Origin of the sequence: Desulfosarcina variabilis str. Montpellier (assembly GCF_048565275.1) — a bacterium.
Lineage (GTDB): Bacteria > Desulfobacterota > Desulfobacteria > Desulfobacterales > Desulfosarcinaceae > Desulfosarcina > Desulfosarcina variabilis.
This window is the reverse complement of record NZ_CP159846.1, coordinates 3,645,768-3,669,150: the sequence shown is the minus strand read 5'-3', so window position 1 is coordinate 3,669,150 and position 23,383 is coordinate 3,645,768. Positions and strand designations below refer to the sequence as shown.

Genomic DNA, 23,383 nt, shown 5'->3' with positions numbered 1-23,383 from the left:
ACATGACCGGGTGAAGTAGTGGTGCGCCCGATGCAGTGCGTTTAAGGACTATCGGTAAAAAGCTATCCTATCTTTTCTTTTGCTTCATCCCACAGTTGATGCATTTCCTTGAATGTCAGATCGTCAATTATTCGACCTGATTCATCTGCTTGGGCCTCTATATACCTGAACCGTTTCTCAAACTTCTGAATGGATTGTAACAATGCGATTTCCGGATTAATACCGGCAAAGCGGGCAACATTGACCATTGAAAACAGGATGTCACCGAATTCCATGGTGGCTTTTGCTTTGTCGGCCAAATGCATATTAGGCGTCACTTCTCCAGAAAATTCCTCCCACTCCTCCATGGTTTTTTCCATTACACCGGAAATATCGTCCCAATCAAAGCCAGTTTTTGCTGCTCGCTCTGAAATCAAGCCGGCTCTGATCAAGGCTGTCATGTTCCTGGGAACCGAATCCAAAACGGACTCGCATGGATTGTTTCCTTTTTCTGCCGACTTGATTTTTTGCCAGTTTTGACTGACCAGTTCAGCCGTTTCCGCCTTTACATCACCAAACACGTGGGGATGTCTGTGTATCATTTTCTTGACGTTTTTTTCTATCACATCCTGGTAATCAAAGTGCCCATTTTCCTTGAAAAGATTAATAATAAAAAGGATTTGAAATAAAACATCCCCTGCCTCTTCACAGATGTCCTGTGCATTGTTGGCTAAAATTGCATCCACCAACTCATATGCCTCTTCGATCAGGTAGCGGGCCATGGAGCCGGGTGTTTGCTTTTTATCCCAAGGGCATCCATTTTTACCTCTTAGCGTCTCGATCAATTCCACCAACGGATCAATCGAGGTTGACCTAGCTCCCTTTACCGACTCTGCCATATCTTTTTTAGGTCCTCGATTTTAGATTTAAACTGTTGTTTCATGTCTTCTGGAATCACATGGGCCATGAATTCAGATACGGTAGCCACATGGGGAGCAAGCGTTGATTCTTTGACGAATGCGGCACCTTTTGGCAAAAAAGCGGTGAGCGCGATAAACAAGACACAAATGACAAGGCCCCCTTTTAGCATACCAAACAACGCACCACAGACTCGATCAACCCATCCCAGGTAGGCAATGTTGAGCAGGTATTTAATGACGACAGCAAGGATATTAACAACAATCACAACGGCAGAAAAAAGGATTAAATAGCTTAAAATATTCAAATAGGCTGGATTCGAGATCCAGGCGGATAGCAAGTTCGATACATGCGGATAATAGGAGTAGGCTGCATAAAAACCACCCAAAACGCCGACAATTGCTGAGATTTCCCTTATCAGCCCTCGAAAAATGCCTCGAATCAATCCATACGCTAAAATAGTAAGAATCAGGATATCAAGCGAATTCATCAGGTTCCCTTAAATGAAAAGCCGTTCTTTGGTTGGGAAAAGGCAGGTGCCGGTGCATCCTTTGCCGGAATCTGCTATAAAAAGAAATACAAATAAAAACAAGGTGTTCCATGATAATTAAATGGGTAACGTTAACAGAGCCCCATTGACCAGTCAAGTCTTTTCCCAAAGCTAGTTGAAACGGAAATTGTCATTTGCAATCGCAGACAAAGTCGGATATGCCAAAGCTGTTGACACCATACGTCTAAAAGCGCACGCGTGGACGTTTGGAAAACGTTTAGTAAAGGTTACACGTTTAACAAGGTCGATCGACGTTATTTGTTAATCAAATCATTTTGATGGACGTATGCAAAACAAGCAAACCCGTTTAACTTTCAGCGATTTTGAATTGGCCAAGCAGCTTTTTGGTGAACGAGATGGAAATCTCAGACATCTGGCAACCCTTTTACTGATTCAGATTGATGCACGCGGCAACACTGTACATCTGAAAGGCGATCCAGTCGCCGTTGATCTTGCGCGTCTGGTGCTTGAACAGCTTTATGGACTGCTAAAAGAAAAATACCCAGTCTTTCCCGCTGACATCGATTATGCACTAAGAATTTTAAGAGAAAACCACAATGTAAATTTAAAAAAGATTTTTCTGGACACGGTTTTTATAACAGCCAAAAAGCGCGCCATTGCGCCCAGGAATCAGAATCAGAAAGCCTACATTGAGGCCATTCGTAACTTCGACATTGTATTCGGCATTGGTCCGGCCGGTACGGGAAAAACCTATTTGGCCATGGCCATGGCTGTTTCAGCATTGACCAAAGGAACCGTCAATCGGATCATTTTGACACGGCCTGCCGTGGAAGCCGGTGAATCCTTGGGTTTCTTACCTGGAGATTTGGCTGAAAAGGTTGACCCATATTTAAGACCCCTTTACGATGCCTTGCATGATATGATGCGTTTTGAAAAAGTGGCTTCGCTAATGCAAAATGGTGTCATTGAAGTCGCGCCATTGGCTTTCATGCGAGGACGAACGTTGAACGAGGCGTTTGTGATTCTAGATGAAGCGCAAAACACCACGACCGAACAGATGAAAATGTTTTTAACCCGTATCGGTTTCAACTCCAAAGCCGTCGTCACCGGAGACATCACCCAAATCGATCTGCCAACAGGCAAATCTTCAGGGCTGGTCGAAGCCAATGAAATATTGACCTCGGTTTCCGGTATTGGTTTCATTCATTTTACAAAGCAAGATGTGGTGCGCCATCGATTGGTTCAAGATATCATCAATGCCTACGAGATGTTGGAGGCAAGCCGGAACCACAAATAGCGAAAGCCTAAGTGTTATGAATTATACTACGATCGTTAACCGGAACGTCCACGTGATTGGCAAATGATTCGTGACCGCAAAATTGAGGCCATTAGCCGATATTTCATGACGAGCCCCCAGGTCCGTTGGGGATTGCTGTTCTTCATCGCCATCGTATTTACCATCAGTCTATATCCGCGCCTGGTTGTAAAAAAGCACCGCTATGAAGTGGGTGATGTGGCTAAAACCGATGTAAAAGCATCGGAAAATTTCTTCATTGAAGATTTGGCCGCAACCGAGACCAACCGCCGTCAAGCGATTGAAAACGTATTCGCTGTTTACGATCTTAATCCCAAAATCTTAAAAAGCACGACTTCCCGAATAAACGATTCGTTTGATACCATGCACGGTATATTCGAGGAAGAAAGCAAAAAATTAAATACTGCGTTACAGATGCCGCCGGCCAGCGCATCAGTGACGGCCGGCGCACCCGCTGTACCTGTAAAATACCCCGATCTACCGCAGGTTCCCATAGAAGAACGCTTGATGGCCAAGAAAAGCCGGTTTGACCGTCTGATGGGCGTACAGATCAGCGATGGCGCATACGCGATTCTACTCGAACATGGGTTTTCCAAAGAGATCCCCAAACTGCTTATCAGCATCACGACCGATATTTATTCTACCGGTGTGGTTGCCAACAAAGAGATGCTTTTGGAAGAATCGGACAAAGGCATCACCTTACGCAATGTCGAGACCCTCACAGAGACTCATATTCTCAACCTCAAACAATTTTACGGGATTGATCAGGCCAAAACCATGGTTCGCGTGATTGGCGACCCGCTTCTAAAAGGACTGGACTATGCGTTGCTGAACTTGGTGGTGGACCTATCTCAGCGGCTGATCAGGCCCAATATAACATTTAACAGCCTTGAAACCGAGGCACGACGCGAAACCAGCGCCCAGCGCATCAAACCGGTACTGTATATGATCAAGAAAGGGGAGATGCTGCTTCGGGAAGGCGAACGGGTGACGCCGTTGCAATTGCGCAAACTCAATGCCATGGAAGGACGCAGTGACATTCATCATTTGCCTATTTCCATGTCCGGCTCCGCAGCACTTTTTATTGTTATTTTGATTATCCAATACCATGTTCGACTCAAAAACCGAGGGAAGATCAACACGTACAGCAACAAAGACCTTCTTTTTCTCTCCTGTATCCTTGTGGCTTTCATCTTTGTGGTAAAAATATCCGAAACCTTACCGGAAACATGGTTTTTTGGCCTTCCATTGTCTCGTTCAGAGTCTTCACTGGGTTTTGGCATCCCGCTTGCCGCAGGCGCCATGATCGTCTGCCTTTTTATGGGACGTGAAATTGCGTTGATCTTTTCTTTGGCCTTGTGCTTATGCGTATCCCTGTTGCTTCAGGGGAATCTGGAAACGTTTGTGTATTTCATTCTGAGTTGTACGATGGCTTCCTGGTGGCTCCAGGATTGTCGAGAAAGAAAAGTCATTATCCAGGCTGCGGCAAAATTGGCAATCCTCAATGCCTTTTTAGCCGTATGTATTGATTGTTACCTTGGCGTCACCGCATGGACCACGTTGACCGTTGATCTTATCCTGGCGTTTTGGGGGGGTATCGGTGCCGGTATTATTACGGCTGGCACGGCACCGGTGGTAGAGATGGTATTTCATTACACCACGGATATCACATTACTTGAACTCGCCAACCTGGATCGCCCCATTCTCCGTCGTTTAATGCTGGAAGCACCAGGAACGTATCACCATAGCGTTATCGTTGGTTCTCTGGTGGAAGCCGCCGCCACCGAGATTGGTGCCAATCCCATATTGTCCAAAGTCTGCGGTTATTACCATGATATTGGCAAGCTTAAACAACCCCTGTACTTTATCGAAAATCAATCTGACGGTAGAAACCGGCATGACAAACTGGCACCCTCCATGTCTGCGCTGATCCTCATTGCCCATGTTAAAAATGGCGTTGAACTCGCCCGCGAAAACAAACTCGGCCAATCCATTAGGGATACCATTCAACAACACCATGGCACCAGTTTGATCAGTTACTTTTATGAGAAGGCAAAAGCCGTAAAAGGAGAAGATGCGGTCATTATCGATGACTTCAGGTACCCGGGGCCCAGGCCCCAAACCCGTGAGGCCGGTTTGGTCATGCTCGCCGACGTTGTTGAGGCGGCATCGCGAACCCTTGAAAACCCTACGCCTTCACGCATCCAGGGATTGGTACAAAACCTGATCAATAAAATTTTTTCCGACGGACAATTAGACCACTGTGAACTCACACTGAGAGATCTTCACCTGATCGCAAAAAGTTTCAATAAAATTCTAAATGGTATCCACCACCACCGCATCGAATATCAAGACAGTGCGGCGATGACTTATAGAAAGCAAAAAAATGGAAATCTTGATCGACGATCGGCAAAGCCGTCACCAGCTACCAAAACAAAAAATTCAGATGACCGCCGAGCGCATTTTAAACGCCTTGGGCTATCCTGACGGTCAGCTTTCCATTCTGATCGTGGATGATGAGCAAATTGCACGGCTTAATACCACCTATCTCAACCATGCCGGCCCGACCAACGTCATCTCTTTTCCCATGCAGGAGGGACCGTTTTCCGACATCACACCGAATCTGTTGGGCGATGTAGTGATTTCTGCTGACACGGCGCATCAAGAAGCCGCTGATGCCGGCATGGAAACGTTGGAGCGCTTCTATCAATTGTTGATCCATGGGATTCTCCATCTGGTGGGCTACGATCACGTTAATTCTGCCGAAGATGCAAAAATTATGGATGAAAAAAGCGATGAACTACTCAACCTGATTGGTAAGGAGGATTAAGTATGGCGGGTCTGGCAGTTAATATTGATCATATCGCCACATTGAGAGAGGCTAGGAAAGTAAACTACCCGGATCCGGTCGCCGCGGCGGTGTTGGCCGAATTGGCCGGAGCGGACGGTATTGTTTGCCACTTGCGTGAAGACCGGCGCCACATCCAGGATCGTGACGTCCGATTGCTCCGTAAGATCGTCCAAACCAAATTAATTCTGGAGATGGCCAACACGTCTGAAATGGTCGGGATCGCACTGGATGTACGCCCGGATTTGGTAACCCTGGTTCCTGAAAGCCGTGAGGAAATCACCACCGAAGGGGGGCTTGACCTCGTCGTTCAAAACAAATCCATCACTGAAACCATTGGCGCACTGCAAAATAACGGAATTCCAGTGAGTATTTTCATTGATGCCGACCCCGATCAAATCAAAGTCGCCCACCAGGCAGGTGCCGATATGATCGAAATTCATACCGGCGTTTTTTGTGATGCCATCGCAGAGCCCCAACGCAAGCAGGCATTGACCAAGATCGTTGATGCAGCCAAACTGGCAAAAAAGCTAAGATTAGGCGTTAACGCAGGCCATGGTCTATGCTATACCACCATCAAAGCCTTCAAGGGATTGGTCGAAATTGATGAATTTAGCATCGGCCACAGCATTGTTTCCCGGGCTGCTTTGGTCGGGATGGACCGAGCGGTTCGTGAAATGCGGACATTGATCGAAGACCTCGATAATTAGCCTATTAAACGATTATCCTGATCATTCATGAGGAAAACCAAATGTTTCTGGTGACCGCCAACGAGATGCAGCGTATGGATCAAAGCACGATCGAATCCTTTGGTATTCCCGGTCGTGTGCTTATGGAAAATGCAGGTCGCGGGGCAACCGCTTTTTTCCTGGAAGCGATATATGGCCTTCACAATGGTCCTGTTGGGATTATGGCCGGCCGAGGTAACAACGGTGGAGACGGGTTTGTCATGGCTCGCTACTTGCACCAAAAGGGCATTGCCGTGACTGTTTTTCTGCTTGCTCCAAAACAGCACATCACTGGCGATGCGGCTGCGAACCTGAATCTGTTGGATGCCGTGGGTGTACCGGTGATTGAAATAACCGATGAAGATGCGTTTGTGCAGCAACAAATGGCCATGCGTCACCAGCACATCTGGATCGATGCCATTTTGGGTACAGGCCTGAAATCGGATGTACGTGGTTTTTTTCGAACGGCCATCGATTTCATCAACCAACAGAATCGACCGGTTTTTGCGGTGGATATTCCCTCGGGTCTGAATGCCGATACCGGACAGGTGTGTGGCACCTGTATCCAGGCCACCGCCACCGCCACTTTTGGATTTGCCAAAGTTGGCCACCTCAGTTACCCTGGACGAACCCTAACCGGGCGGTTAAAAGTCATCGAAATTGGTATTCCGCCGCATGTGGCGACAGATGTGGGGTGCCGACAACATCTGATCACGCCTGGCACGTTAAAACGGCAATTTGCCCGGCGGTCGGCCACCGCCCACAAAGGGCAGACCGGCCATTTAATGGTTCTGGCCGGATCACCAGGAAAAACCGGTGCCGCAGCCATGGCAGCCATGTCGGCCATGCGCGTCGGTGCTGGATTGGTTACCTTGGGCGTCCCTTTTTCCCTGAATCCGGTTCTCGAAACAATGGTCACAGAAGCGATGACGGTGCCATTGGCTGAATCGGATCAGGGTGGGCTGGACGAGTCGGCGATTGAGACGCTCCTTTCCCATTTTGAAGGTAAAAGGTGCCTGGCTGTGGGACCTGGAATCGGCACTGCCCCCTCAACCGGTCGATTGTTATCCCGGTTGATCCAAGCCAGTCCCGTTCCGTTGGTGATTGATGCAGATGGGCTGAATTTGATTGCCGAAGATTCGGACATCTTGTCCAAGCGCCAATCTCCCATTGTGCTCACCCCCCATCCAGGTGAAATGGCCAGACTCAGTGGACAGTCAACCGCCGATATCCAGAGTGACCGTATCGGCCATGCGCGCTCCTTTGCCAAACAGTACGGTGTCGTTGTGGTACTCAAAGGCGCAGGTACTATTATCGCCCAGCCGGATGGCATGGTTTTTATCAATCCCACCGGAAACCCGGGCATGGCCGCCGGCGGCATGGGCGATGTACTGACCGGAATCATTGCCGGCCTGGTTTGCCAGGGGCTGTCAATTGAGGATGCCGCCCAAAGCGGTGTCTATTTGCACGGTCTGGCTGCCGATCGCATGGCGCGGATAAAAGCGCCGGTGGGCTATCTGGCAACGGATGTCATGGATACCCTTCCCGAGGCGCTAGAGCAAATGCTAAACGGTGAAGACCATGACCCCTGGCTGGATACGGATCCCCTATTCTATTCAATGGACTGATAAACGACATGGGTGTCGAGATTTCCAACCAAAGCCAATCAAATGGCCTTGTGGTTAACACCCGCTCGGCCGACGCAACCATCAGCCTGGGTCGCACCATCGGCCGGCGACTCGATCGCCCGTTGACGCTATTGTTGTACGGCGATCTGGGCAGCGGTAAAACGGCATTCGCCCAAGGGCTTGCCTCAGGACTGGATGTTCCGCCGTCGATTCCGGTGACCAGCCCGACCTACACGCTGATCAACGAGTATCCCGGCAGGTTGCCGTTTTTTCATGTGGACCTGTATCGATTACCCGAACCGGTTGACCCGATCGATATCGGATTAGATGATTTATTGGACAACACCGGCATTGTGGCCATTGAATGGGCCCAGCGTTTACACCCTTCCGATCGACCACCTTGCCGATTGGATCTCATTTTTAAAGTGGTAGATGACACCTGTCGATCCATTCAGATAATTGCATGTGGACTTGATCCGGCGGATCTGCTAAAGGACATCGGCATTTCATCATCCCCTTAAACGGGTTGATGGGTTAACCCATAGTTAATTATTTAAGGTATATTGTTATGGCATTGATCGTTCAAAAATTTGGAGGGACATCCGTTGCCGATGTGTCACGTATCCGCAACGTGGCCAAGCGAGTGATAAAGGCCTACGATCAGGGAAATGATGTGGTCGTGATCCTCTCCGCCATGGCCGGTGTAACCGACCGGCTCATCGGACTGGCCAACGAGGCATCCGGAGCGCCGGATCGCCGGGAACTGGATGTGCTGCTGGCCACCGGTGAGCAAACCACTGCGGCCCTGTTGGCTATGCTGCTCAAAGACATGGGATACAAAGCCCAGTCGCTTCTGGGTCACCAGGCCGAAGTCGTTACCGACTGCGAATACGGCAACGCCCGCATTCTTGAAATTGGCGGGGAGCGAATCCGGCGGCTGATTTCCGACCGCAATATTATCGTGGTTGCCGGTTTTCAAGGCGCTGACATCAAAGGCAATATCACTACACTGGGACGCGGTGGGTCGGACACCTCGGCAGTAGCCATCGCCGCCGCCCTTGATGCCGATATTTGTGAAATCTATACAGATGTGGACGGCATCTACACGGCAGATCCCAACATCTGCCCCAAGGCCAGGAAAATCAAGGTCATCTCCTATGACGAAATGCTCAACATGGCCAGTTTAGGAGCGAAGGTGCTCCAAATCCGGTCGGTTGGTTTCGCCAAGAAGTACAACATTCCCGTTCACGTTCGATCATCTTTTTCAGAGGAGGAAGGCACCATGGTGGTTAACGAAGATTCCGCGATGGAGCAACTGGTTGTTTCCGGCGTGACCCACGACCTGAATCAGGCACGCATTACCTTAAAAAAAGTCCCTGACCAACCCGGTGTTGCTGCAAAAATATTCTCCCCCATCGCCGAAGCGGGAATCCTGGTGGACATGATCATTCAAAATACCCGGGTCGGTGGTCAAACCGATCTGACCTTCACCGTTCCCAAAGGTGATTACGAACGCGCCCTGGAAATCGAAAAAAAGATCGCCCAGACCATCGGCGCCGAAGATGTTTTTGGGGATACCGACATTGCCAAGGTATCGGTTATCGGGGTGGGCATGAAAAACCATTCCGGAGTGGCATCATTGATGTTCAATGCCCTAGCACGGGAAAATATCAACATCATCATGATCAGCACCTCGGAAATTCGGATTTCATGCATCATTGAGGAGAAATATACGGAGCTGGCCGTCAGGGTGCTGCACACCACTTTTGGCCTTGATCGCGAGGATTGACGAATCCGTCCGAACAGAAACTTCTTACGAGTTCATCAAGATTGATCGGTTTCTGGAGGAAATCAGACCGATGAAGTCCTTTTCCCCTGATCAGCTTCGTTTTGTTCTTTTTGTGTGTGTAGTGGTAATCGCCCTCTGTTTATGGCGTTTTTTCAAAGCGTAATTGTTTTAAGCTGGTTAAAAGGCGAATCAACCGATTATCTTAGGTTTGATTCGCCTTATTCATTACGCACCGGTCAAAGCCAATTGGATCTGTGCGGCAATTTCTCTGGCCGCCGCCCTTGGATCGTCGGCATCACGGATCGGTCTGCCGATAACCAGATAATCCGCGCCCCTTTCAATAGCCATGGAAGGCGTAACGATCCTTGATTGATCATCCTGACTGACCGTTTTACCGGCCAGCCGGATACCGGGCGTCACCGCCTGAAACGATTCGCCCAACACTGCTTTGACGTGCTGGACCTCATGGCCTGAACAGACGATACCGGCACATCCGGCATCTTTGGCCATGACTGCCTTTTTCATCACCAACTGCTGCAAATCCGTATAGTATGGTTCCTGATACCCAGCGGTCTTTACATCCTCCGCAGAGACACTGGTCAGCACGGTTACCCCGAGCACATTCACTTTACCGGCGGCACCCGTCACGGCGGCCTCGAGCATGGCTTGACTTTCCCCACAGTGAACGGTTGCAAAATACACCCCCAGCTCAGCCACCTGGGTCATGGCGCGCTGGACGGTAGCCGGGATGTCGTGAAGTTTTAAGTCCAGAAACACTTTGGCGCTACCCTGGTGTACAATCCATCGCACCAGTTCCGGCCCTGATCGGATAAACAATTCAAGGCCAATCTTAAACATTCCCACATCATCAGCCAGAAGCGACACCAGGCTGCGAGCCGTTTCCGGACTGGGCACATCCAAGGGAAACACAATATAATCTTTGGCGGTTTTCATTCGTCATCCTTGTCCTAATCTATAGGTTCACAAAAAATGGCGGTTCAGCAAAAATGGTTGGGTTGACGGTCAGACGATTTCTTGTTTTTTATCCTATTCTCAACACGGGGAAAAGCTTTTGTTGAAAAAGCAAAATTACAATTGCTGAGGTTGATACGGTAACATTGACACGTCCGTCACACTGTGCCATTTTCGCTCAGCCCTCTTGATTTGGATGGCACGATTTTCAACCCGGTCCATGTGGGAAACAACCATTTTCACTAATTCGTTACCATGCAAAATATTCGCATCATCCTTGTAGAGCCCCAGGGGCCGATTAATGTGGGCTCGGTTTGCCGCTCAATGATGAATTTTGGCGTGTCTGATCTGTGCCTGGTCAACCCCTGTAATGACTATCGATCCCTTGCGTCCCGGCGCATGGCCCTAAAAGCAGAAACGATTTTAAGCCAGGCATCTGTTTTTCCAACGCTGAGCGCCGCCCTGGCAGATTGTCATCTGGCCTTTGGAACCACGCGTCGCTTTGGGAAATACCGTGAAGGGCTGTTAACACCTGAACAAAGTGCGGTTCAAGCGTTGGCTCAACCCACGGGATCCACCGTGGCCTTTGTGTTTGGCCGTGAAGACCGGGGGCTGACCACCAGAGAGTTGGATTTATGCCATGCGTTCGTAACCATTCCCACGGATAGTAACTATCCGTCGATGAATCTGTCCCACGCCGTCGCCTTGTTTCTTTACGAGCTACGTAAAAAGGCACTCACGGCGGATTCCCGCATCAATGGCGACCGGGTGCCGGCTCAGGCCAGGGATGTGGAAAACATGTTCCAGCACATGCGCCGGACCCTTCTGGCAGCCGAATATCTGGACCCCCAAAACCCGGATCATATATTGCGGGCGTTTCGGCGCATGTTCGGACGCAGCGGTCTGGATGACAGAGAGGTGCGCATTCTGCATGGGTTGTGGAGTCGTATTGACTGGATCGATAATGAGCGTAGAAAACACGCAGACGAAAAAAAGCAAATCGATGCGTTTAAAACGGAAAAGAACCGGAAAGCTTAAAAGCGACCACCACCAGCCCCACGACGATGCTAAGGAAAAAAAAGAAAGATTCGTTATTGCGCATGGCATCCACGAGCGTGCCGCCGGTCCGCTTGACCTCGGAATAAGCGGACAAAAAAGCCAAGCCCGTGATCAGCCATAAAATGAGTACTGTCAGGATCAGCGTTTGTGTGTTCATCCATTCGACCTCTTGTTTGAATCCAAATAAATTCAATCCGTTATTAACGACAACAAATAAACCAAAGGGGTTATTTTTCGCTGGACATGATTCGGGTGGACAATATTTAAAGGAAAAGCAATCACCTTGTCAAATGCCAACCGCATCTTGTCCCTGTATCGCACCACAAACACTAAAAAGGATGAGCCCCCGAACACATTGGGGATTGTTGGGGGCTCTAGGAATGAGAGGAGGTAAGAATGGAAGCTGAGCATGTTTTCACCTTCCATATCTATAGAGCCCTGAAATCCTAAAAAGTTACAATTTAAAGGGATCTTTACCGGCATCGTGAATGGAAAGAAACCGTCAACGGCCTCCCTCCTGATGACCAGCGTATACCGATTGGATTAGTTCAGTTTTTCAATGGCCTCGATTGCCGCGTCACGCACTTCTTCATCCTCGGCATCACTGGCCACCGACTTTAAAAACGGCATGGCCGCCGGGTTGCCCGACTCTCCCACCACGTGCAAAAGATCCCCCTTGACCATGTCATCCACATCACCAAAGCAGCTGATAATCGGATCGACAACCTGTGCGGCCAGCTGTGGGTCCAGTTCGACGAGTGTTTCGAAGGTCACCATGGCGCCTAATCGCACGGACCAGCGCGGGTGGGTCAACAGTTTGAAAAACGCCGGAAAAAGCGTTCCATTATCGGCCATCATCTGAGCCACCCCCTGGGCATCACCATCTTCAATCAGGCCTTGCAGGGCATCGGCTCCCAAACCAGCGGGATCACGGTCCAACATCATAGTGACCAGTTCATTGGCATCAACGGATCCGGTCCAACGAAACTGGTCGTCCAGGATAATCGTGGGCGCGGCACTGACACGGTCTTTTTGCGCCTCGTCCGGAAACAACTCACCGTCAATGATCGACAGTCGTACACGATCACTGGCTGCCGCCAGTCCCAACAAGAGCGATACAACCGTGGGGCAAAACGGACAGTGCGGTGTGATATAGACTTTGGTCATCGCCGGGACCTCAAGACGGTCAAGCTGCTCACGCACCCCTTTGGCAAGCTGATCGGCAAACGCAGACGCATCGCCAAGGGCCGTTAGAAAGGGTTCCAGTTCGCGGTTCAATGGCAGGGCCTGATAAGTCTTATGCGGCCCGACAAACAATGCGGGCAGACGGACCAATGCATCACCATCTTTTTTTAAATGCACACAGGGCGCAAGCTCGGTCAGTTGATTGGCAAAGGCCTTAAACGTGTCATCCATGGGGTGATCGGCCGTTGCATAACGAAGGGTCACATCATGATCCATCTTTTCGGCCCATTTTCGAATCCGTGCTTGTTCACTATCTGGAATGGTTTTCATACAATCCTCTCTTCTTTTATAAGTCTGATTCACAACCAAAATCGAATGTTTCGGCCAGCAGGCGACGGGTGGCCGGATTGACGTCAAGGTTCACTAAATCGACCTCCCGGACCCAGCGTGCATCCGTTGCATCATCGCCGGGACAAGGCTCTCCGTCCACATACTCGGCCACTAAATCCACGATGACATAATGAAATTTTACCCCACCGTCTTCATCATGCTCGATCACGTCGAAAACATATACCGGCCGTCCAGCCCGAACGATAATACCGGTCTCTTCCAATATTTCCCGCTCGGCCGCCGTCTGAAGCGTTTCCCCCAACCGGACGCTGCCACCGGGAATGGCCCACATTCCTTTGGCAGGGGGTTTTCCGCGCCGTACCAAAAGCACGGCATTGTCCTTGAAAACCACAGCACCGACCGCCGGCCGGGGTGTCACTGGATAACTGCCACGTATTGCCGGTTGGGGTTCCATCTCATCCATCAATCTTTCGATCTTTATTCCGGATCATGAACCAGACATTAAAAAAATAAGGGTTGACGGGGCAAAAAAATCGATACCGGTGGTGGTATCACCATTTGACAATGGCTTCAATTTTAAAATAATCGGGCTTCGGAGTCATTGACGCACACGCCAAATTCTGATAGCTGCATCAGCGTTCCTATCCGTAAGCCGGCCATCCCTTGCGGTCTGGAAAGCGCAACCAACAGGCGCCCGTTGAGCAGGCGATGGCCATGAATCCGTTTTGATTCAATCACCCAGAATAAACAACCCACTGAACGATCGACAGGATTACCCCCTTCATGGATATGCTGCTCGAAAAAAAACATCGTGCCGTCCGCCAGTCAGTACGCCGCTTTTGCGAGCGTGAGCTTCGCCCGGTGGCCGCACAAATTGATCAGGAAGCCCGTTTTCCCTGGGATGTGGCTGAAAAGATGGGCCGGTTGGGCTATTTTGGCATCCAGGTTCCCCAATCCCTGGGCGGAGCGGGCCTGGATGCGGTCAGTTATGCCATTATCATCGAAGAAATCTCACGCGTCAGCGGGGCCATGGGCTTGTGTGTGACTGTTCACAACAGTGTTGGTGTCTATCCGATCCTGACCTTTGGTGATGACAGTCAGATTGAGCGCTGGGTCCCTCCCCTGGCCAGAGGCGAAAAAATCGGCGCCTTCTGTTTGACCGAGCCCAATGCCGGTTCCGATGCCGGCGGAATCGAGGCCACGGCCCTGGCCGATGATGATGGTTATACAGTCAACGCCAACAAGGTTTTTGTAACCAACGGCGGTATTGCCGACGTGTGCTTGATTTTCTGCCGCACTGATCCGGCTGCCGGCCGACGAGGCATTAGCGTCGTGGTCGCCGAACGGGGCACACCTGGATTTGTGGCCGGTGACCTGGAAGACCTGTGCGGCATGCGTGCCAATCCGGTTTGTTCGATCCGCCTCACCGATTGCCATGTCCCCAAAGGCAACCTTTTGGCCAAGGAAGGCATGGGGCTTAAAATCGGCCTGGCCGCTCTGGATGCCGGCCGCATGGGCATTGGCGCCCAGGCGGTGGGGATAGCCCAGGCAGCCCTGGAAGAGGGCGTGCGTTACGCCCGCCAGCGCCAACAATTCGGCGTTCCCATTGCGCAGCATCAGTCCATCCAGACCATGATTGCCGATATGGCCACCCAGGTGGATGCCGCACGGCTGATGGTCTATCGGGCAGCGGCCATGAAAGACAAGCATCTGCCCTATTCCAAGGAATCCGCCATGGCCAAGTTGTTCGCCGCCGAAACCGCCACCCGGGTGACGGATCTGGCCGTTCAGATCCACGGCGGCTATGGATACAGTAAAGCTTACGCCGTGGAACGGTATTGGCGCGACGCGCGGGTCACCCGCATCTACGAGGGCACCTCGGAAGTTCACCGCATGGTGATCGCCAAAAGTGTTTTGGAAGGATAAGGAGCAACACCATTGAATATCATCGTCTGTATCAAATCGGTGGTTACCGACGCCCCCAGAGGCAAAATTGTGCGCACGGCAGATAAATGCGCCTTCAATCCGTTTGACCGCCCGGTTCTTGAGATGGCGGTCCAGTTAAAGGAACGCTATCAGGGCTCGGTTACCGTATTGTCCATGGGACCGCCGACTGCCGACGCCACGCTGCGTGAAGCCCTGGCAGCCGGTGCAGATCGCGCTGTGCTGCTCTCGGATCCGGCCCTGATTGGATCCGATACCCTGGCGACGGCGACAGCCCTTTGTGCCGGGATTCAATTTCTTTCCCCTTTTGATCTACTGCTTTTCGGCACCCGAACATCAGACAGTGACACCGGCCAGGTCGGTCCGCAGACCGCAGTGCTTCTGGACCTGCCCATGCTCAACGGAGCCATGCGTATTGAAAAGCAAACCGACCATCTGACCGTGGAGCGCCGGGTAGATGATTTCTTGGAAACCTACGAAATGATGCTGCCGGCAGCGCTTACGATTCATCCGTCTGCTGTTTTCTCACGGGATTCATCCCTGGGATCGATTGCCACGGCGTTTGACGAGCAGGAGGTTGAAATAGTAAGCGCTATGCAATTGGCATTGGATCCCCAAACAGTGGGCGATGCCGGATCCCCGACACGCGTGCTGTCGATGAAACCGGTTAAAAAAGACCGCACCTGCGACTGGATTGAAGGGTCTCCAGCAGATAAGGCCGAGGCGCTGGTACGCCGACTGACGGCGTCCGGTCAGATCGGTTAGTCCGGGGCTGGCATTTGCCAATTGACAAGTGAGCAGCATGAAGCCGTAAATAATCATATTTGGGTAAGCGACCTAACCACCATGACCAAACCAACCACCAACGAAATTTGGGTATTCGGCGATCTGAGAACCCGCCATCTATTGGATCTTAGCCTTAAGGTACTCGTAAAAGCCTCCCATTTGGCGGCTCAAACGGGTGATCGAGTAATCCTGTTTACATTGTCCTCTGCTAAATCCACCCGAGTGTTGACCACGTCTGTGGACGATGCCTGTGCTATCACCGCCACTGTAGCGGATGAAGCCATCGCCTGGGGCGCGGACACGGTCTATTTTTTTGAGAATGAGCAGTTCAGCATACCCCTGGTGCACCAGTTCGCGGACGCGTTAAACCCGATTTTAGACCAGCACTTACCTAGGCTTGTGTTATTCCCCCTCACCGATTTCGGCCGGGATCTGGCGGCCCGCAGTGCATCATCGGCGCGGGCCGGATTGATGGCCGATTGCGTCGAGCTTAAACCCGGTCAGGACGGTGCCGTTATCGGCCTGTGTCCGGCCTGGGGGGGGGAAATCATGGCCGAGATTACCTATGCCAAAGGGCATGGTACGGGGTTTGCCACCGTGCAGCCCGAAGGCGCCACCGGAGAAAAGGATTCGACCCGGAAAGGCCGGATCGAGCACATTCCCCTGGCGACCCTCCCTGAACCCAAAGGAATCCGGCTGGTATCCTCGAAAATGGCGGACACGTCAGAAGACGTACTGGAAAATGCTCGCACTGTCGTTGTTGGCGGGGCGGGGCTGGGCAGCATGGAAAACTTCGGTTTGGTTCGACAGCTGGCCACCGCCTTGGCCGGTCAGGTGGCGGCAACCCGCCCGCCGATACTCAATCACTGGGTGGCTGAAGACCGGCTGATTGGCCAGACGGGAAAAACGATCAAGCCACGCTTGCTCTTTTCCATCGGGACCTCGGGCGCGATCCAATATACCGCCGGCATCATGGGCGCGGAAACCATCGTGGCCATTAACCGTGATCCCCAAGCGCCGATTTTTAGGTTAGCCGATATCGGTGTCGTCGCTGATGCCGCCACATTTCTCCCTTTGCTGATCTCACAGGTCAGGCAGACAGTGATGCGGCAATTGGCCGATGACGTCTGCACGGATATGACCGGACAGACCGGCAAGGGCAGTTTGGGAGAAAAAATCAAATCCCTGCGCGAGGCTCAGGGCTGGTCACCCGAGCATTTGGCCCAAATTACCGGACAAACGCCGGAGTTTATTGCCGGCGTAGAGGATGGTGATATCTCTCCTCCCGTGGCATTCATGCTCAGACTGGCAGGTGCCTACGGGGTCGATCCAGGCACATTTTTGCGCGACGACGAAAAAGCACACATCCGCGATCAACGCACCCAGGCGTATGTCAACCGGACCCGCAACTACTCTTACCAAACACTGACTTCAGGCGCTGAGCACGATCATTTACGAGCCTTTATGGTCACCATCGAACCCCATCATGATCACAAGCCCGTGGCCTACAAGCACGAGGGTGAAGAATTCATTTTTGTCATGGAAGGCGAATTGCAATTCACCCTGGGCAGTAAAGTGCACACACTGAAAAAAGGAGAATCCATTCATTTTCACTCAAACACACCGCATAAGCTGAAAAGCCTCTCGTCGGAAATCACGCGGTGTCTGGTCATCCTGTATACAATTTAATCGATTGTATCAGCAGGAAGCAGGTGCAAAATCATGGCGGATGAGAAAAGGCCAACCGTCGGTGTTGCCGTCATTGTCGTTCGGGATGGGTGTGTGCTTTTAGGCAAACGCAAAAATGCCCATGGTGCCGGCACATGGCAGTTCCCCGGTGGCCATCTGGAATATGGCGAATCCATTGAGGGCTGTGCCCGGCGCGAACTTTACGAAGAGACCGGCCTGTCCATCGACGCCTGCCGATTAGGCCCTTATACAAATGATATCTTCCATGAAGAAGAAAAACATTACATTACGCTGTTCGTCATTGCCGATCAGACAACCGGCGATGCCACGGTAAAGGAACCGCACAAATGCGAATGCTGGGCCTGGTTCAAATGGTCCGAGATGCCCACGCCCCCCTTTCTGCCAATTGTCAATCTGCTCAAACAGAATTTTGCCGTCGACGCGCCGCCATCGCCCACAGCACCGATCAAAGAGGCCCTGCAGGCCATGGCCAACCCGACACGCGCCCAAAAGTCGCGTCGGTTTTTCAAAACCGGCAGAGGCGAGTATGCCGAGGACGACCAATTTTTGGGAATCAGGGTTCCTGAACTACGCAAGCTGGCCAAAACGCATCGATCGGCGAGCATGGATGTGATCGATGAGCTCCTGCAATCCCCATTTCACGAACATCGGCAATTGGCCTTGTTCGTATTGACCGAGCAGTTTAGCCGATCAGATCCTGCCAAGCAGAAACAGATCGTCGATTTCTATCTGAAAAATACCCAACAGGTGAACAATTGGGATTTGGTTGACGCCTCCGCGCACGTGATTTTGGGGGCATTTTTACTGAATCGCGATAAGACGGTCCTTTATCAGCTAGTATCTTCTACCAGCTTATGGGACCGTCGCATCGCCATCGTCTCCACATGGCACTTTATCCGCAACGGTCAGCTCGATGACACATTCAAATTAGCCACCCTGCTGATGGAAGACGAACAGGATTTAATCCACAAGTCCGTGGGCTGGATGCTGCGTGAGGCCGGGAAAAAAGATGAAGCAGCGCTGGTTGACTTTCTCAGGAAGCACTACCAACGGATGCCGCGCACGATGCTGCGTTATGCGATTGAGCGATTTCCCGAAACACGCCGACAGGCATTTCTACAAGGAAAATACTAACGCTTTTGTACCATTGGGGTAAACCCACGCGGACCAAGAAGGGAAATCTTTATGGACGCCCCGCAACCGGTATCGATTCATGGTGGCCATAGCGGCCAGTTTTGCAGCCACGCAAAAAATACATTGGAAGAAATTGTCCTGGCCTACATCCGAGAAGGATACCCCTGGGTCGGAATCACGGAGCACATGCCGCCCGTGTCCGATGCATTTGTCTATCCCGAAGAGCGGCGTGCCGGACTGAATGCAACGTCACTCACCCAGCGTTTTGCTGAGTATATCACCACCTGCCGCCGCCTTCAGGCCCAGTACGCGAAGGATATTCAGATCTTTGTGGGCTTTGAAAGTGAAACCTACAGCGGAAGTCTTGATTCGGCAAAAACGCTGATCAACCGTTTTTCACCCGATTACGTGGTCGGGTCTGCTCATCATGTTGCCGACATTCCCTTTGACTATAGCAAAAAGTACTATCAGTTAGCAGCCGATCACTGCGGGGGCATCGATGGACTGTACCAGGCCTATTTTGATCAACAGCTCAATATGATCAATATCTTGAAACCACGCGTCGTCGGGCATCTGGATATTATTCGGATCTATGACCCGGACTATCGGTCGCGATTGACCAAACCCGCCATTTGGGAGAAGATCATCAGAAATCTGGAACGGATCAAGCAGTTGGATCTGATTCTGGATTTTAACCTGCGCCCCCTATCCAGAGGAGAAAGAGAACCCTATCTTTCGGCTCCAATTCTTGAAAAGGCTCATGCCATGGGCATTAAGGTCGTTCCAGGAGACGACTCCCATGGCATTGCCGATATCGGCGCGACCATGCAGCAGGCCATTTACATCATGAATGCCATCGGTTTGTCAACAACCTGGCATCCCCCAGTCAGACGTTAGCATTACTAACTTTTCGATCAATCGTCGTCGGCGCTATCCACCACAGCACTCTCAGGTATCCGAGGAAGGGGCTCCTCGGAAGTCGACCCTTCCAATTTTTCAACCGCTGCCGCGCCATCATTGGAAAGACTATCGGAACGTGGTTTTTTCTGAACATCCTGCTCCTCTGAATCAATGGGCGCTAAAAATGAACGGTGATGAGTTAAGCGTCTATCTTTACCACTGCGCCGTTCCGGATAATACTTAATTGTTGTAATCCAGCGGCGATCAATCCCTGTTCGACGTGAAATAAGGGGTGTGGTTGGTTCGGTTTGTTTTTTCCCCATGACGGTCCTGTTGATACATGTTTCGATCCATACCCTACCCCGTGTATGGATATGACACGTGATGAACACCAACGGCATTCCGAAGGTTGCGGTTTATCTCTATACTATCGGTTGATTCAGAGAAAACTTAACCCAAAACGGATAATTTCATTTTCCCGATGGACAACTGTCAGACCTGCCCGTGAAATAGAGGAAACGAGTAAATCAAAGGATTCCCCCTTGACAGCGTTCGTGTTTTTCCTTAAGTTTTTATTGATAATAATTGCTTTCCCCAAATAGGCAGTACGAATCGTCATTTTTATCGCCGCTTATTAGGGAGTATGGACAGTACGATTTACGATACTGAAAAAAATTGGAAACAGTTCCAGAACTATGGTCTATCTGATGAATAGCGCAATCAATCATATCATGCGCGATTACCGCACCGGAGAAATAAAGCCCATCGCCCCAAAACCGCTGGATCTGCTTCATTGCATTGTCAGCGAAGTAAATCCCCGTGCCCCCATCAGTATTATCTCCGGATACCGTTCCCCAACTACAAATGCGGCATTGAGAAAAGTCACCAAAGGCGTGCCCCCGAAAAGTCTTCACATGGCAGGTCGCGCCATTGACATGCGAATTCCCGGATATTGTACATCCGCGATTCGTCCCGTGGCTATCCAGAAAGAATGGGGTGGCGTCGGTTACTATCCAAAGTCTGACTTTATTCATCTTGATACTGGCCCGGTAAAATACGGGCAACCATTTTTTGGTGATATTCTGGCAGCTTGACATTTTTCAAGTGATCTATTATGCTCATTCTCATAGGTTGTTGGGAAATCTGTTGCGTCTATTCTCAAATGAATTTATGGCAATTCGTGGATCATCATAAGATCTTTTCTCAGCCCGACAGCGTTAAGCGAGCCAAAATTTTGTCGGCATCGCATTATTTAACAAAATCAACCGAGCGGCTGCTCTACGACATTGATTATTTCAATTTCGGACGGGTAGCATCTCGTTTTCTCCATATATACGGTTGTAATTTGTAAGCCTTTGTACACCATTTTACGTGGAGGATTCCGGTCATGAAAAAACTAGCCAAAGATCTAAGAACCGTTGCCAAGCAATTAAGTACCTTGGCCAACAAAACTGAAACCCTGGCCAAGGCAGTTGATGCGGCACCGAAAAAAGCGGCAGCTACAAAAACGGTACCGAAAAAAGCAGCGCGGTTAGCTAAAAAGAAACCGGCAGCCAGGGTCAGAAGCCTTACCCCCACGGATCAGGTGCTTACCATCATGAAACGCTTTAAAAAAGGCATCACTGTGGAAGCGCTGAGAGACAAATCAGGATTTAATGAAAAACAAATCAGCAATATCGTTCATCGTGCCTGTAAAAAGGGGAAAATGAAACGTGTCAGCCGGGGGCTTTACTCAGTCTACGACCAATAGGCAAAAAGTGCCGGCCACCATCATCCGTTAACATTGCATGCGATTAAAAACGCCTTGCATTTGTGCTTTCAACTTTCGTGTTGGAATTTTTTTGGCGTGTGTATTATCCGGTCCTTGGATCGGAGTGTCTTGAAATCATGGGGAATTTTCCGCTTCTTGGCGGCAGCCATCGCCATCGTTCGAGACGGGTTTGTTTACTTTTTTTAAGGAGGCTGCAGAAATGGCAAACGGTGTTGTAAAATGGTTCAGTGATAAGAAAGGATTTGGTTTCATCGAACAGGAAGGAGGTCAGGGCGATATTTTCGTTCATTTTTCTTCTATTCAGGCCGAGGGGTTCAAAACCCTCTCGGAGGGAGACCGGGTGACCTTCGACGTGGAGCAAACCAACCGTGGTCCCGCTGCTGCCAACGTTATCAGAAGTTAACGTAAAGCCATCAACACCTGAAAACAAACGGCATCCTAAAACGCTGGATGCCGTTTTCTTTTCTTTTTTAATGTACTTCTAATCAGATAGTCCGTGTCGGGCTCAAACGATTCCCTGGTCGAGCATGGCATCGACTACCTTGACAAAGCCGGCGATATTGGCGCCGTTCATGTAATTCCCCGGGGTACCGTACTGATCGGCAGCCGACAGACAGGTCTGGTGGATGCTTTTCATGATCATCTGCAACCGGTTGTCCACTTCCTCGCGGGTCCAGGACAATCGCATGGAGTTCTGGGTCATTTCCAGCCCCGATACCGATACACCGCCGGCATTGGCCGCCTTGCCCGGCCCGTAGAGAATCTTGTTGTTGATGAAGATGTCAATCCCTCCAGGCACTGTGGGCATGTTGGACCCTTCGCACACCGCCGTAATTCCGCCATCCACCAGATGCTGGGCGTCCTTGGCACTGATCTCATTCTGGGTGGCCGAGGGAAAGGCACAGTCAGCCTTGTGGCGCCACAGCGGATTTACCTCAGCATCCGGCTCGGCCTCGGTGTAAACGGCTGATGAATACTTCTCGGCATACTCCTTGACCCGCCCCCGGCGCACATTCTTGAGCGTCTTGATGAAAGCCAGCTTGTCACGATCAATGCCTGCCTCGTCGAAAATATAGCCCGAGGAGTCCGAACAGGTCACGGGTTTGGCTTCAAGGTCGAGCAGTTTCTCGATGGTGTACTGGGCCACATTTCCCGAACCGGAAACCAGGCAGGTTTTGCCGGAAAGGCTTTGCCCGCGGGTGGCTAACATCTCGGCGGCAAAGTAGACCGATCCGTATCCCGTGGCTTCGGGGCGAATCAGGCTGCCGCCCCAGTTCAGGCTCTTACCGGTAAGAACGCCGGTAAACTCATTTTTCAACTTCTTATACATACCGAACAGATAGCCGATCTCCCGGGCGCCCACGCCGATGTCTCCGGCCGGCACGTCCGTGTCAGGGCCGATGTGGCGGAACAACTCGGCCATAAAACTCTGGCAGAAGCGCATCACCTCCATGTCGCTCTTACCCTTGGGGTCGAAGTTACTACCGCCCTTGCCGCCGCCCATGGGCAGGGTGGTCAGGGCGTTCTTGAACACCTGTTCGAAGGCCAGAAATTTCAGGATGCCCAGGTTCACCGAGGGGTGAAAGCGCAGCCCGCCCTTGTATGGGCCGATGGCGCTGTTCATCTCAATACGAAAACCGCGGTTGACCTGGATCTCGCCCATATCGTCGACCCAGGGCACACGGAAAAGAATCACCCGCTCAGGCTCTACGAGGCGTTCCAGTATTTTGGCCGCCCGGTACTCAGGGTTTCTGTCCATCACCGGCTGGATCGAGGCCATGACTTCCATCACCGCCTGATGGAATTCCCGTTCACCGGGATCCCTGTCTTTTACCCATTGCAGAATATCAGCCAT

24 protein-coding genes are annotated in these 23,383 nt (G+C 51.0%); 16 read left to right on the top strand and 8 right to left on the bottom strand.

Annotation, left to right across the window (positions count from 1 at the left end):
• Positions 1-62 precede the first annotated feature (62 nt).
• Both mazG and Dvar_RS16660 read right to left on the bottom strand, forming a co-directional pair.
• Positions 63-878, bottom strand: a complete 816-nt coding sequence (mazG, locus tag Dvar_RS16665) for a nucleoside triphosphate pyrophosphohydrolase (protein WP_419662815.1) — start codon at positions 876-878, stop codon at positions 63-65.
• Positions 863-1,387 carry a CvpA family protein gene (locus Dvar_RS16660; RefSeq protein ID WP_419662814.1) on the bottom strand — a complete coding sequence of 175 codons (525 nt, stop codon included), beginning with the start codon at positions 1,385-1,387 and terminating at the stop codon, positions 863-865. Before Dvar_RS16660 ends, mazG begins: the two co-directional genes overlap by 16 nt.
• Before the next feature lie 346 nt (positions 1,388-1,733).
• On the opposite strand from Dvar_RS16660, the gene Dvar_RS16655 reads away from it, so the two are divergent.
• The 7 genes from Dvar_RS16655 (at position 1,734) to Dvar_RS16625 (ending at position 9,716) form a co-directional block, all read left to right on the top strand.
• The gene (locus Dvar_RS16655; RefSeq protein WP_419662813.1) at positions 1,734-2,705 is read left to right on the top strand and encodes a PhoH family protein; all 972 of its coding nucleotides are present in this window, start codon (positions 1,734-1,736) and stop codon (positions 2,703-2,705) included.
• 105 nt (positions 2,706-2,810) lie between these two features.
• Positions 2,811-5,210 carry an HD family phosphohydrolase gene (locus Dvar_RS16650; protein ID WP_419662812.1) on the top strand — a complete coding sequence of 800 codons (2,400 nt, stop codon included), beginning with the start codon at positions 2,811-2,813 and terminating at the stop codon, positions 5,208-5,210.
• Positions 5,170-5,553, top strand: a complete 384-nt coding sequence (gene ybeY / locus Dvar_RS16645) for an rRNA maturation RNase YbeY (RefSeq protein WP_419662811.1) — start codon at positions 5,170-5,172, stop codon at positions 5,551-5,553. The genes Dvar_RS16650 and ybeY overlap by 41 nt, the downstream gene beginning before the upstream one ends.
• Before the next feature lie 2 nt (positions 5,554-5,555).
• Positions 5,556-6,281 (top strand): pyridoxine 5'-phosphate synthase, encoded by a 726-nt coding sequence (locus Dvar_RS16640; protein WP_419662810.1) that lies wholly within the window; start codon positions 5,556-5,558, stop codon positions 6,279-6,281.
• A 41-nt stretch (positions 6,282-6,322) separates the two neighbouring features.
• Entirely contained in the window at positions 6,323-7,927 is a 1,605-nt protein-coding gene (locus tag Dvar_RS16635) for an NAD(P)H-hydrate dehydratase (protein WP_419662809.1), read from the top strand.
• Positions 7,928-7,935: 8 nt separating this feature from the next.
• Positions 7,936-8,448 (top strand): tRNA (adenosine(37)-N6)-threonylcarbamoyltransferase complex ATPase subunit type 1 TsaE, encoded by a 513-nt coding sequence (gene tsaE / locus Dvar_RS16630; RefSeq protein ID WP_419662808.1) that lies wholly within the window; start codon positions 7,936-7,938, stop codon positions 8,446-8,448.
• 47 nt (positions 8,449-8,495) lie between these two features.
• Positions 8,496-9,716, top strand: a complete 1,221-nt coding sequence (locus tag Dvar_RS16625) for an aspartate kinase (protein ID WP_419662807.1) — start codon at positions 8,496-8,498, stop codon at positions 9,714-9,716.
• A 225-nt stretch (positions 9,717-9,941) separates the two neighbouring features.
• Here the strand turns inward: Dvar_RS16625 and pyrF are convergent, their stop codons facing one another.
• Positions 9,942-10,670 (bottom strand): orotidine-5'-phosphate decarboxylase, encoded by a 729-nt coding sequence (gene pyrF / locus Dvar_RS16620; protein WP_419662806.1) that lies wholly within the window; start codon positions 10,668-10,670, stop codon positions 9,942-9,944.
• A gap of 273 nt (positions 10,671-10,943) precedes the next feature.
• On the opposite strand from pyrF, the gene Dvar_RS16615 reads away from it, so the two are divergent.
• Positions 10,944-11,726, top strand: a complete 783-nt coding sequence (locus tag Dvar_RS16615) for an RNA methyltransferase (protein WP_419662805.1) — start codon at positions 10,944-10,946, stop codon at positions 11,724-11,726.
• Here Dvar_RS16615 and Dvar_RS16610 read toward each other — a convergent pair.
• From Dvar_RS16610 to Dvar_RS16600, 3 genes are all read right to left on the bottom strand, one after another.
• The gene (locus Dvar_RS16610) at positions 11,698-11,904 is read right to left on the bottom strand and encodes a hypothetical protein (protein ID WP_419662804.1); all 207 of its coding nucleotides are present in this window, start codon (positions 11,902-11,904) and stop codon (positions 11,698-11,700) included. The genes Dvar_RS16615 and Dvar_RS16610 overlap by 29 nt on opposite strands.
• Positions 11,905-12,290: 386 nt before the next feature.
• The gene (locus Dvar_RS16605; RefSeq protein WP_419662803.1) at positions 12,291-13,262 is read right to left on the bottom strand and encodes a HEAT repeat domain-containing protein; all 972 of its coding nucleotides are present in this window, start codon (positions 13,260-13,262) and stop codon (positions 12,291-12,293) included.
• Positions 13,263-13,278: 16 nt separating this feature from the next.
• Positions 13,279-13,746, bottom strand: coding sequence for an NUDIX hydrolase (locus Dvar_RS16600; protein ID WP_419662802.1), 468 nt, complete (start codon positions 13,744-13,746; stop codon positions 13,279-13,281).
• A 320-nt stretch (positions 13,747-14,066) separates the two neighbouring features.
• Between Dvar_RS16600 and Dvar_RS16595 the strand changes: the two genes are divergently transcribed.
• The 5 genes from Dvar_RS16595 to Dvar_RS16575 all read left to right on the top strand — a co-directional run bounded on the left by Dvar_RS16595 (position 14,067) and on the right by Dvar_RS16575 (position 19,754).
• Positions 14,067-15,209, top strand: a complete 1,143-nt coding sequence (locus tag Dvar_RS16595; protein WP_419662801.1) for an acyl-CoA dehydrogenase family protein — start codon at positions 14,067-14,069, stop codon at positions 15,207-15,209.
• A 12-nt stretch (positions 15,210-15,221) separates the two neighbouring features.
• The gene (locus Dvar_RS16590; protein WP_419662800.1) at positions 15,222-15,992 is read left to right on the top strand and encodes an electron transfer flavoprotein subunit beta/FixA family protein; all 771 of its coding nucleotides are present in this window, start codon (positions 15,222-15,224) and stop codon (positions 15,990-15,992) included.
• A gap of 81 nt (positions 15,993-16,073) precedes the next feature.
• A complete protein-coding gene (locus Dvar_RS16585; RefSeq protein WP_419662799.1) occupies positions 16,074-17,702 on the top strand; it encodes an FAD-binding protein in 1,629 nt (542 codons plus the stop codon).
• A gap of 33 nt (positions 17,703-17,735) precedes the next feature.
• Entirely contained in the window at positions 17,736-18,857 is a 1,122-nt protein-coding gene (locus Dvar_RS16580) for a DNA alkylation repair protein (RefSeq protein WP_419662798.1), read from the top strand.
• Positions 18,858-18,908: 51 nt separating this feature from the next.
• Positions 18,909-19,754 carry a histidinol-phosphatase gene (locus Dvar_RS16575; protein WP_419662797.1) on the top strand — a complete coding sequence of 282 codons (846 nt, stop codon included), beginning with the start codon at positions 18,909-18,911 and terminating at the stop codon, positions 19,752-19,754.
• A gap of 17 nt (positions 19,755-19,771) precedes the next feature.
• On the opposite strand, the gene Dvar_RS16570 is transcribed toward Dvar_RS16575, so the two are convergent.
• The gene (locus tag Dvar_RS16570; RefSeq protein ID WP_419662796.1) at positions 19,772-20,080 is read right to left on the bottom strand and encodes a hypothetical protein; all 309 of its coding nucleotides are present in this window, start codon (positions 20,078-20,080) and stop codon (positions 19,772-19,774) included.
• Positions 20,081-20,452: 372 nt separating this feature from the next.
• Here Dvar_RS16570 and Dvar_RS16565 point away from each other — a divergent pair, with 372 nt between their 5' ends.
• The 3 genes from Dvar_RS16565 to Dvar_RS16555 all read left to right on the top strand — a co-directional run bounded on the left by Dvar_RS16565 (position 20,453) and on the right by Dvar_RS16555 (position 21,931).
• Complete coding sequence (locus Dvar_RS16565; RefSeq protein WP_419662795.1) at positions 20,453-20,851, top strand: YcbK family protein; 399 nt, start codon at positions 20,453-20,455, stop codon at positions 20,849-20,851.
• Positions 20,852-21,144: 293 nt separating this feature from the next.
• On the top strand, positions 21,145-21,507 hold the full coding sequence (locus tag Dvar_RS16560) for a hypothetical protein (protein WP_419662794.1): 363 nt from the start codon (positions 21,145-21,147) through the stop codon (positions 21,505-21,507).
• Positions 21,508-21,727: 220 nt separating this feature from the next.
• The gene (locus tag Dvar_RS16555; protein WP_419662793.1) at positions 21,728-21,931 is read left to right on the top strand and encodes a cold-shock protein; all 204 of its coding nucleotides are present in this window, start codon (positions 21,728-21,730) and stop codon (positions 21,929-21,931) included.
• A 102-nt stretch (positions 21,932-22,033) separates the two neighbouring features.
• On the opposite strand, the gene gdhA is transcribed toward Dvar_RS16555, so the two are convergent.
• Positions 22,034-23,383, bottom strand: a complete 1,350-nt coding sequence (gene gdhA, locus Dvar_RS16550) for an NADP-specific glutamate dehydrogenase (RefSeq protein WP_419662792.1) — start codon at positions 23,381-23,383, stop codon at positions 22,034-22,036.

Excerpts from the sequence above, each read along its gene's own strand:
- mazG (WP_419662815.1), bottom strand. The coding sequence starts at position 878 with ATGGCAGAGTCGGTAAAGGGAGCTAGGTCAACCTCGATTGATCCGTTG.
- Dvar_RS16660 (WP_419662814.1), bottom strand. The coding sequence starts at position 1,387 with ATGAATTCGCTTGATATCCTGATTCTTACTATTTTAGCGTATGGATTG.
- Dvar_RS16655 (WP_419662813.1), top strand. The coding sequence starts at position 1,734 with ATGCAAAACAAGCAAACCCGTTTAACTTTCAGCGATTTTGAATTGGCC.
- Dvar_RS16650 (WP_419662812.1), top strand. The coding sequence starts at position 2,811 with ATGACGAGCCCCCAGGTCCGTTGGGGATTGCTGTTCTTCATCGCCATC.
- ybeY (WP_419662811.1), top strand. The coding sequence starts at position 5,170 with ATGACCGCCGAGCGCATTTTAAACGCCTTGGGCTATCCTGACGGTCAG.
- Dvar_RS16640 (WP_419662810.1), top strand. The coding sequence starts at position 5,556 with ATGGCGGGTCTGGCAGTTAATATTGATCATATCGCCACATTGAGAGAG.
- Dvar_RS16635 (WP_419662809.1), top strand. The coding sequence starts at position 6,323 with ATGTTTCTGGTGACCGCCAACGAGATGCAGCGTATGGATCAAAGCACG.
- tsaE (WP_419662808.1), top strand. The coding sequence starts at position 7,936 with ATGGGTGTCGAGATTTCCAACCAAAGCCAATCAAATGGCCTTGTGGTT.
- Dvar_RS16625 (WP_419662807.1), top strand. The coding sequence starts at position 8,496 with ATGGCATTGATCGTTCAAAAATTTGGAGGGACATCCGTTGCCGATGTG.
- pyrF (WP_419662806.1), bottom strand. The coding sequence starts at position 10,670 with ATGAAAACCGCCAAAGATTATATTGTGTTTCCCTTGGATGTGCCCAGT.
- Dvar_RS16615 (WP_419662805.1), top strand. The coding sequence starts at position 10,944 with ATGCAAAATATTCGCATCATCCTTGTAGAGCCCCAGGGGCCGATTAAT.
- Dvar_RS16610 (WP_419662804.1), bottom strand. The coding sequence starts at position 11,904 with ATGAACACACAAACGCTGATCCTGACAGTACTCATTTTATGGCTGATC.
- Dvar_RS16605 (WP_419662803.1), bottom strand. The coding sequence starts at position 13,262 with ATGAAAACCATTCCAGATAGTGAACAAGCACGGATTCGAAAATGGGCC.
- Dvar_RS16600 (WP_419662802.1), bottom strand. The coding sequence starts at position 13,746 with ATGGATGAGATGGAACCCCAACCGGCAATACGTGGCAGTTATCCAGTG.
- Dvar_RS16595 (WP_419662801.1), top strand. The coding sequence starts at position 14,067 with ATGGATATGCTGCTCGAAAAAAAACATCGTGCCGTCCGCCAGTCAGTA.
- Dvar_RS16585 (WP_419662799.1), top strand. The coding sequence starts at position 16,074 with ATGACCAAACCAACCACCAACGAAATTTGGGTATTCGGCGATCTGAGA.
- Dvar_RS16580 (WP_419662798.1), top strand. The coding sequence starts at position 17,736 with ATGGCGGATGAGAAAAGGCCAACCGTCGGTGTTGCCGTCATTGTCGTT.
- Dvar_RS16575 (WP_419662797.1), top strand. The coding sequence starts at position 18,909 with ATGGACGCCCCGCAACCGGTATCGATTCATGGTGGCCATAGCGGCCAG.
- Dvar_RS16570 (WP_419662796.1), bottom strand. The coding sequence starts at position 20,080 with ATGGGGAAAAAACAAACCGAACCAACCACACCCCTTATTTCACGTCGA.
- Dvar_RS16565 (WP_419662795.1), top strand. The coding sequence starts at position 20,453 with ATGGTCTATCTGATGAATAGCGCAATCAATCATATCATGCGCGATTAC.
- Dvar_RS16560 (WP_419662794.1), top strand. The coding sequence starts at position 21,145 with ATGAAAAAACTAGCCAAAGATCTAAGAACCGTTGCCAAGCAATTAAGT.
- Dvar_RS16555 (WP_419662793.1), top strand. The coding sequence starts at position 21,728 with ATGGCAAACGGTGTTGTAAAATGGTTCAGTGATAAGAAAGGATTTGGT.
- gdhA (WP_419662792.1), bottom strand. The coding sequence starts at position 23,383 with ATGGCTGATATTCTGCAATGGGTAAAAGACAGGGATCCCGGTGAACGG.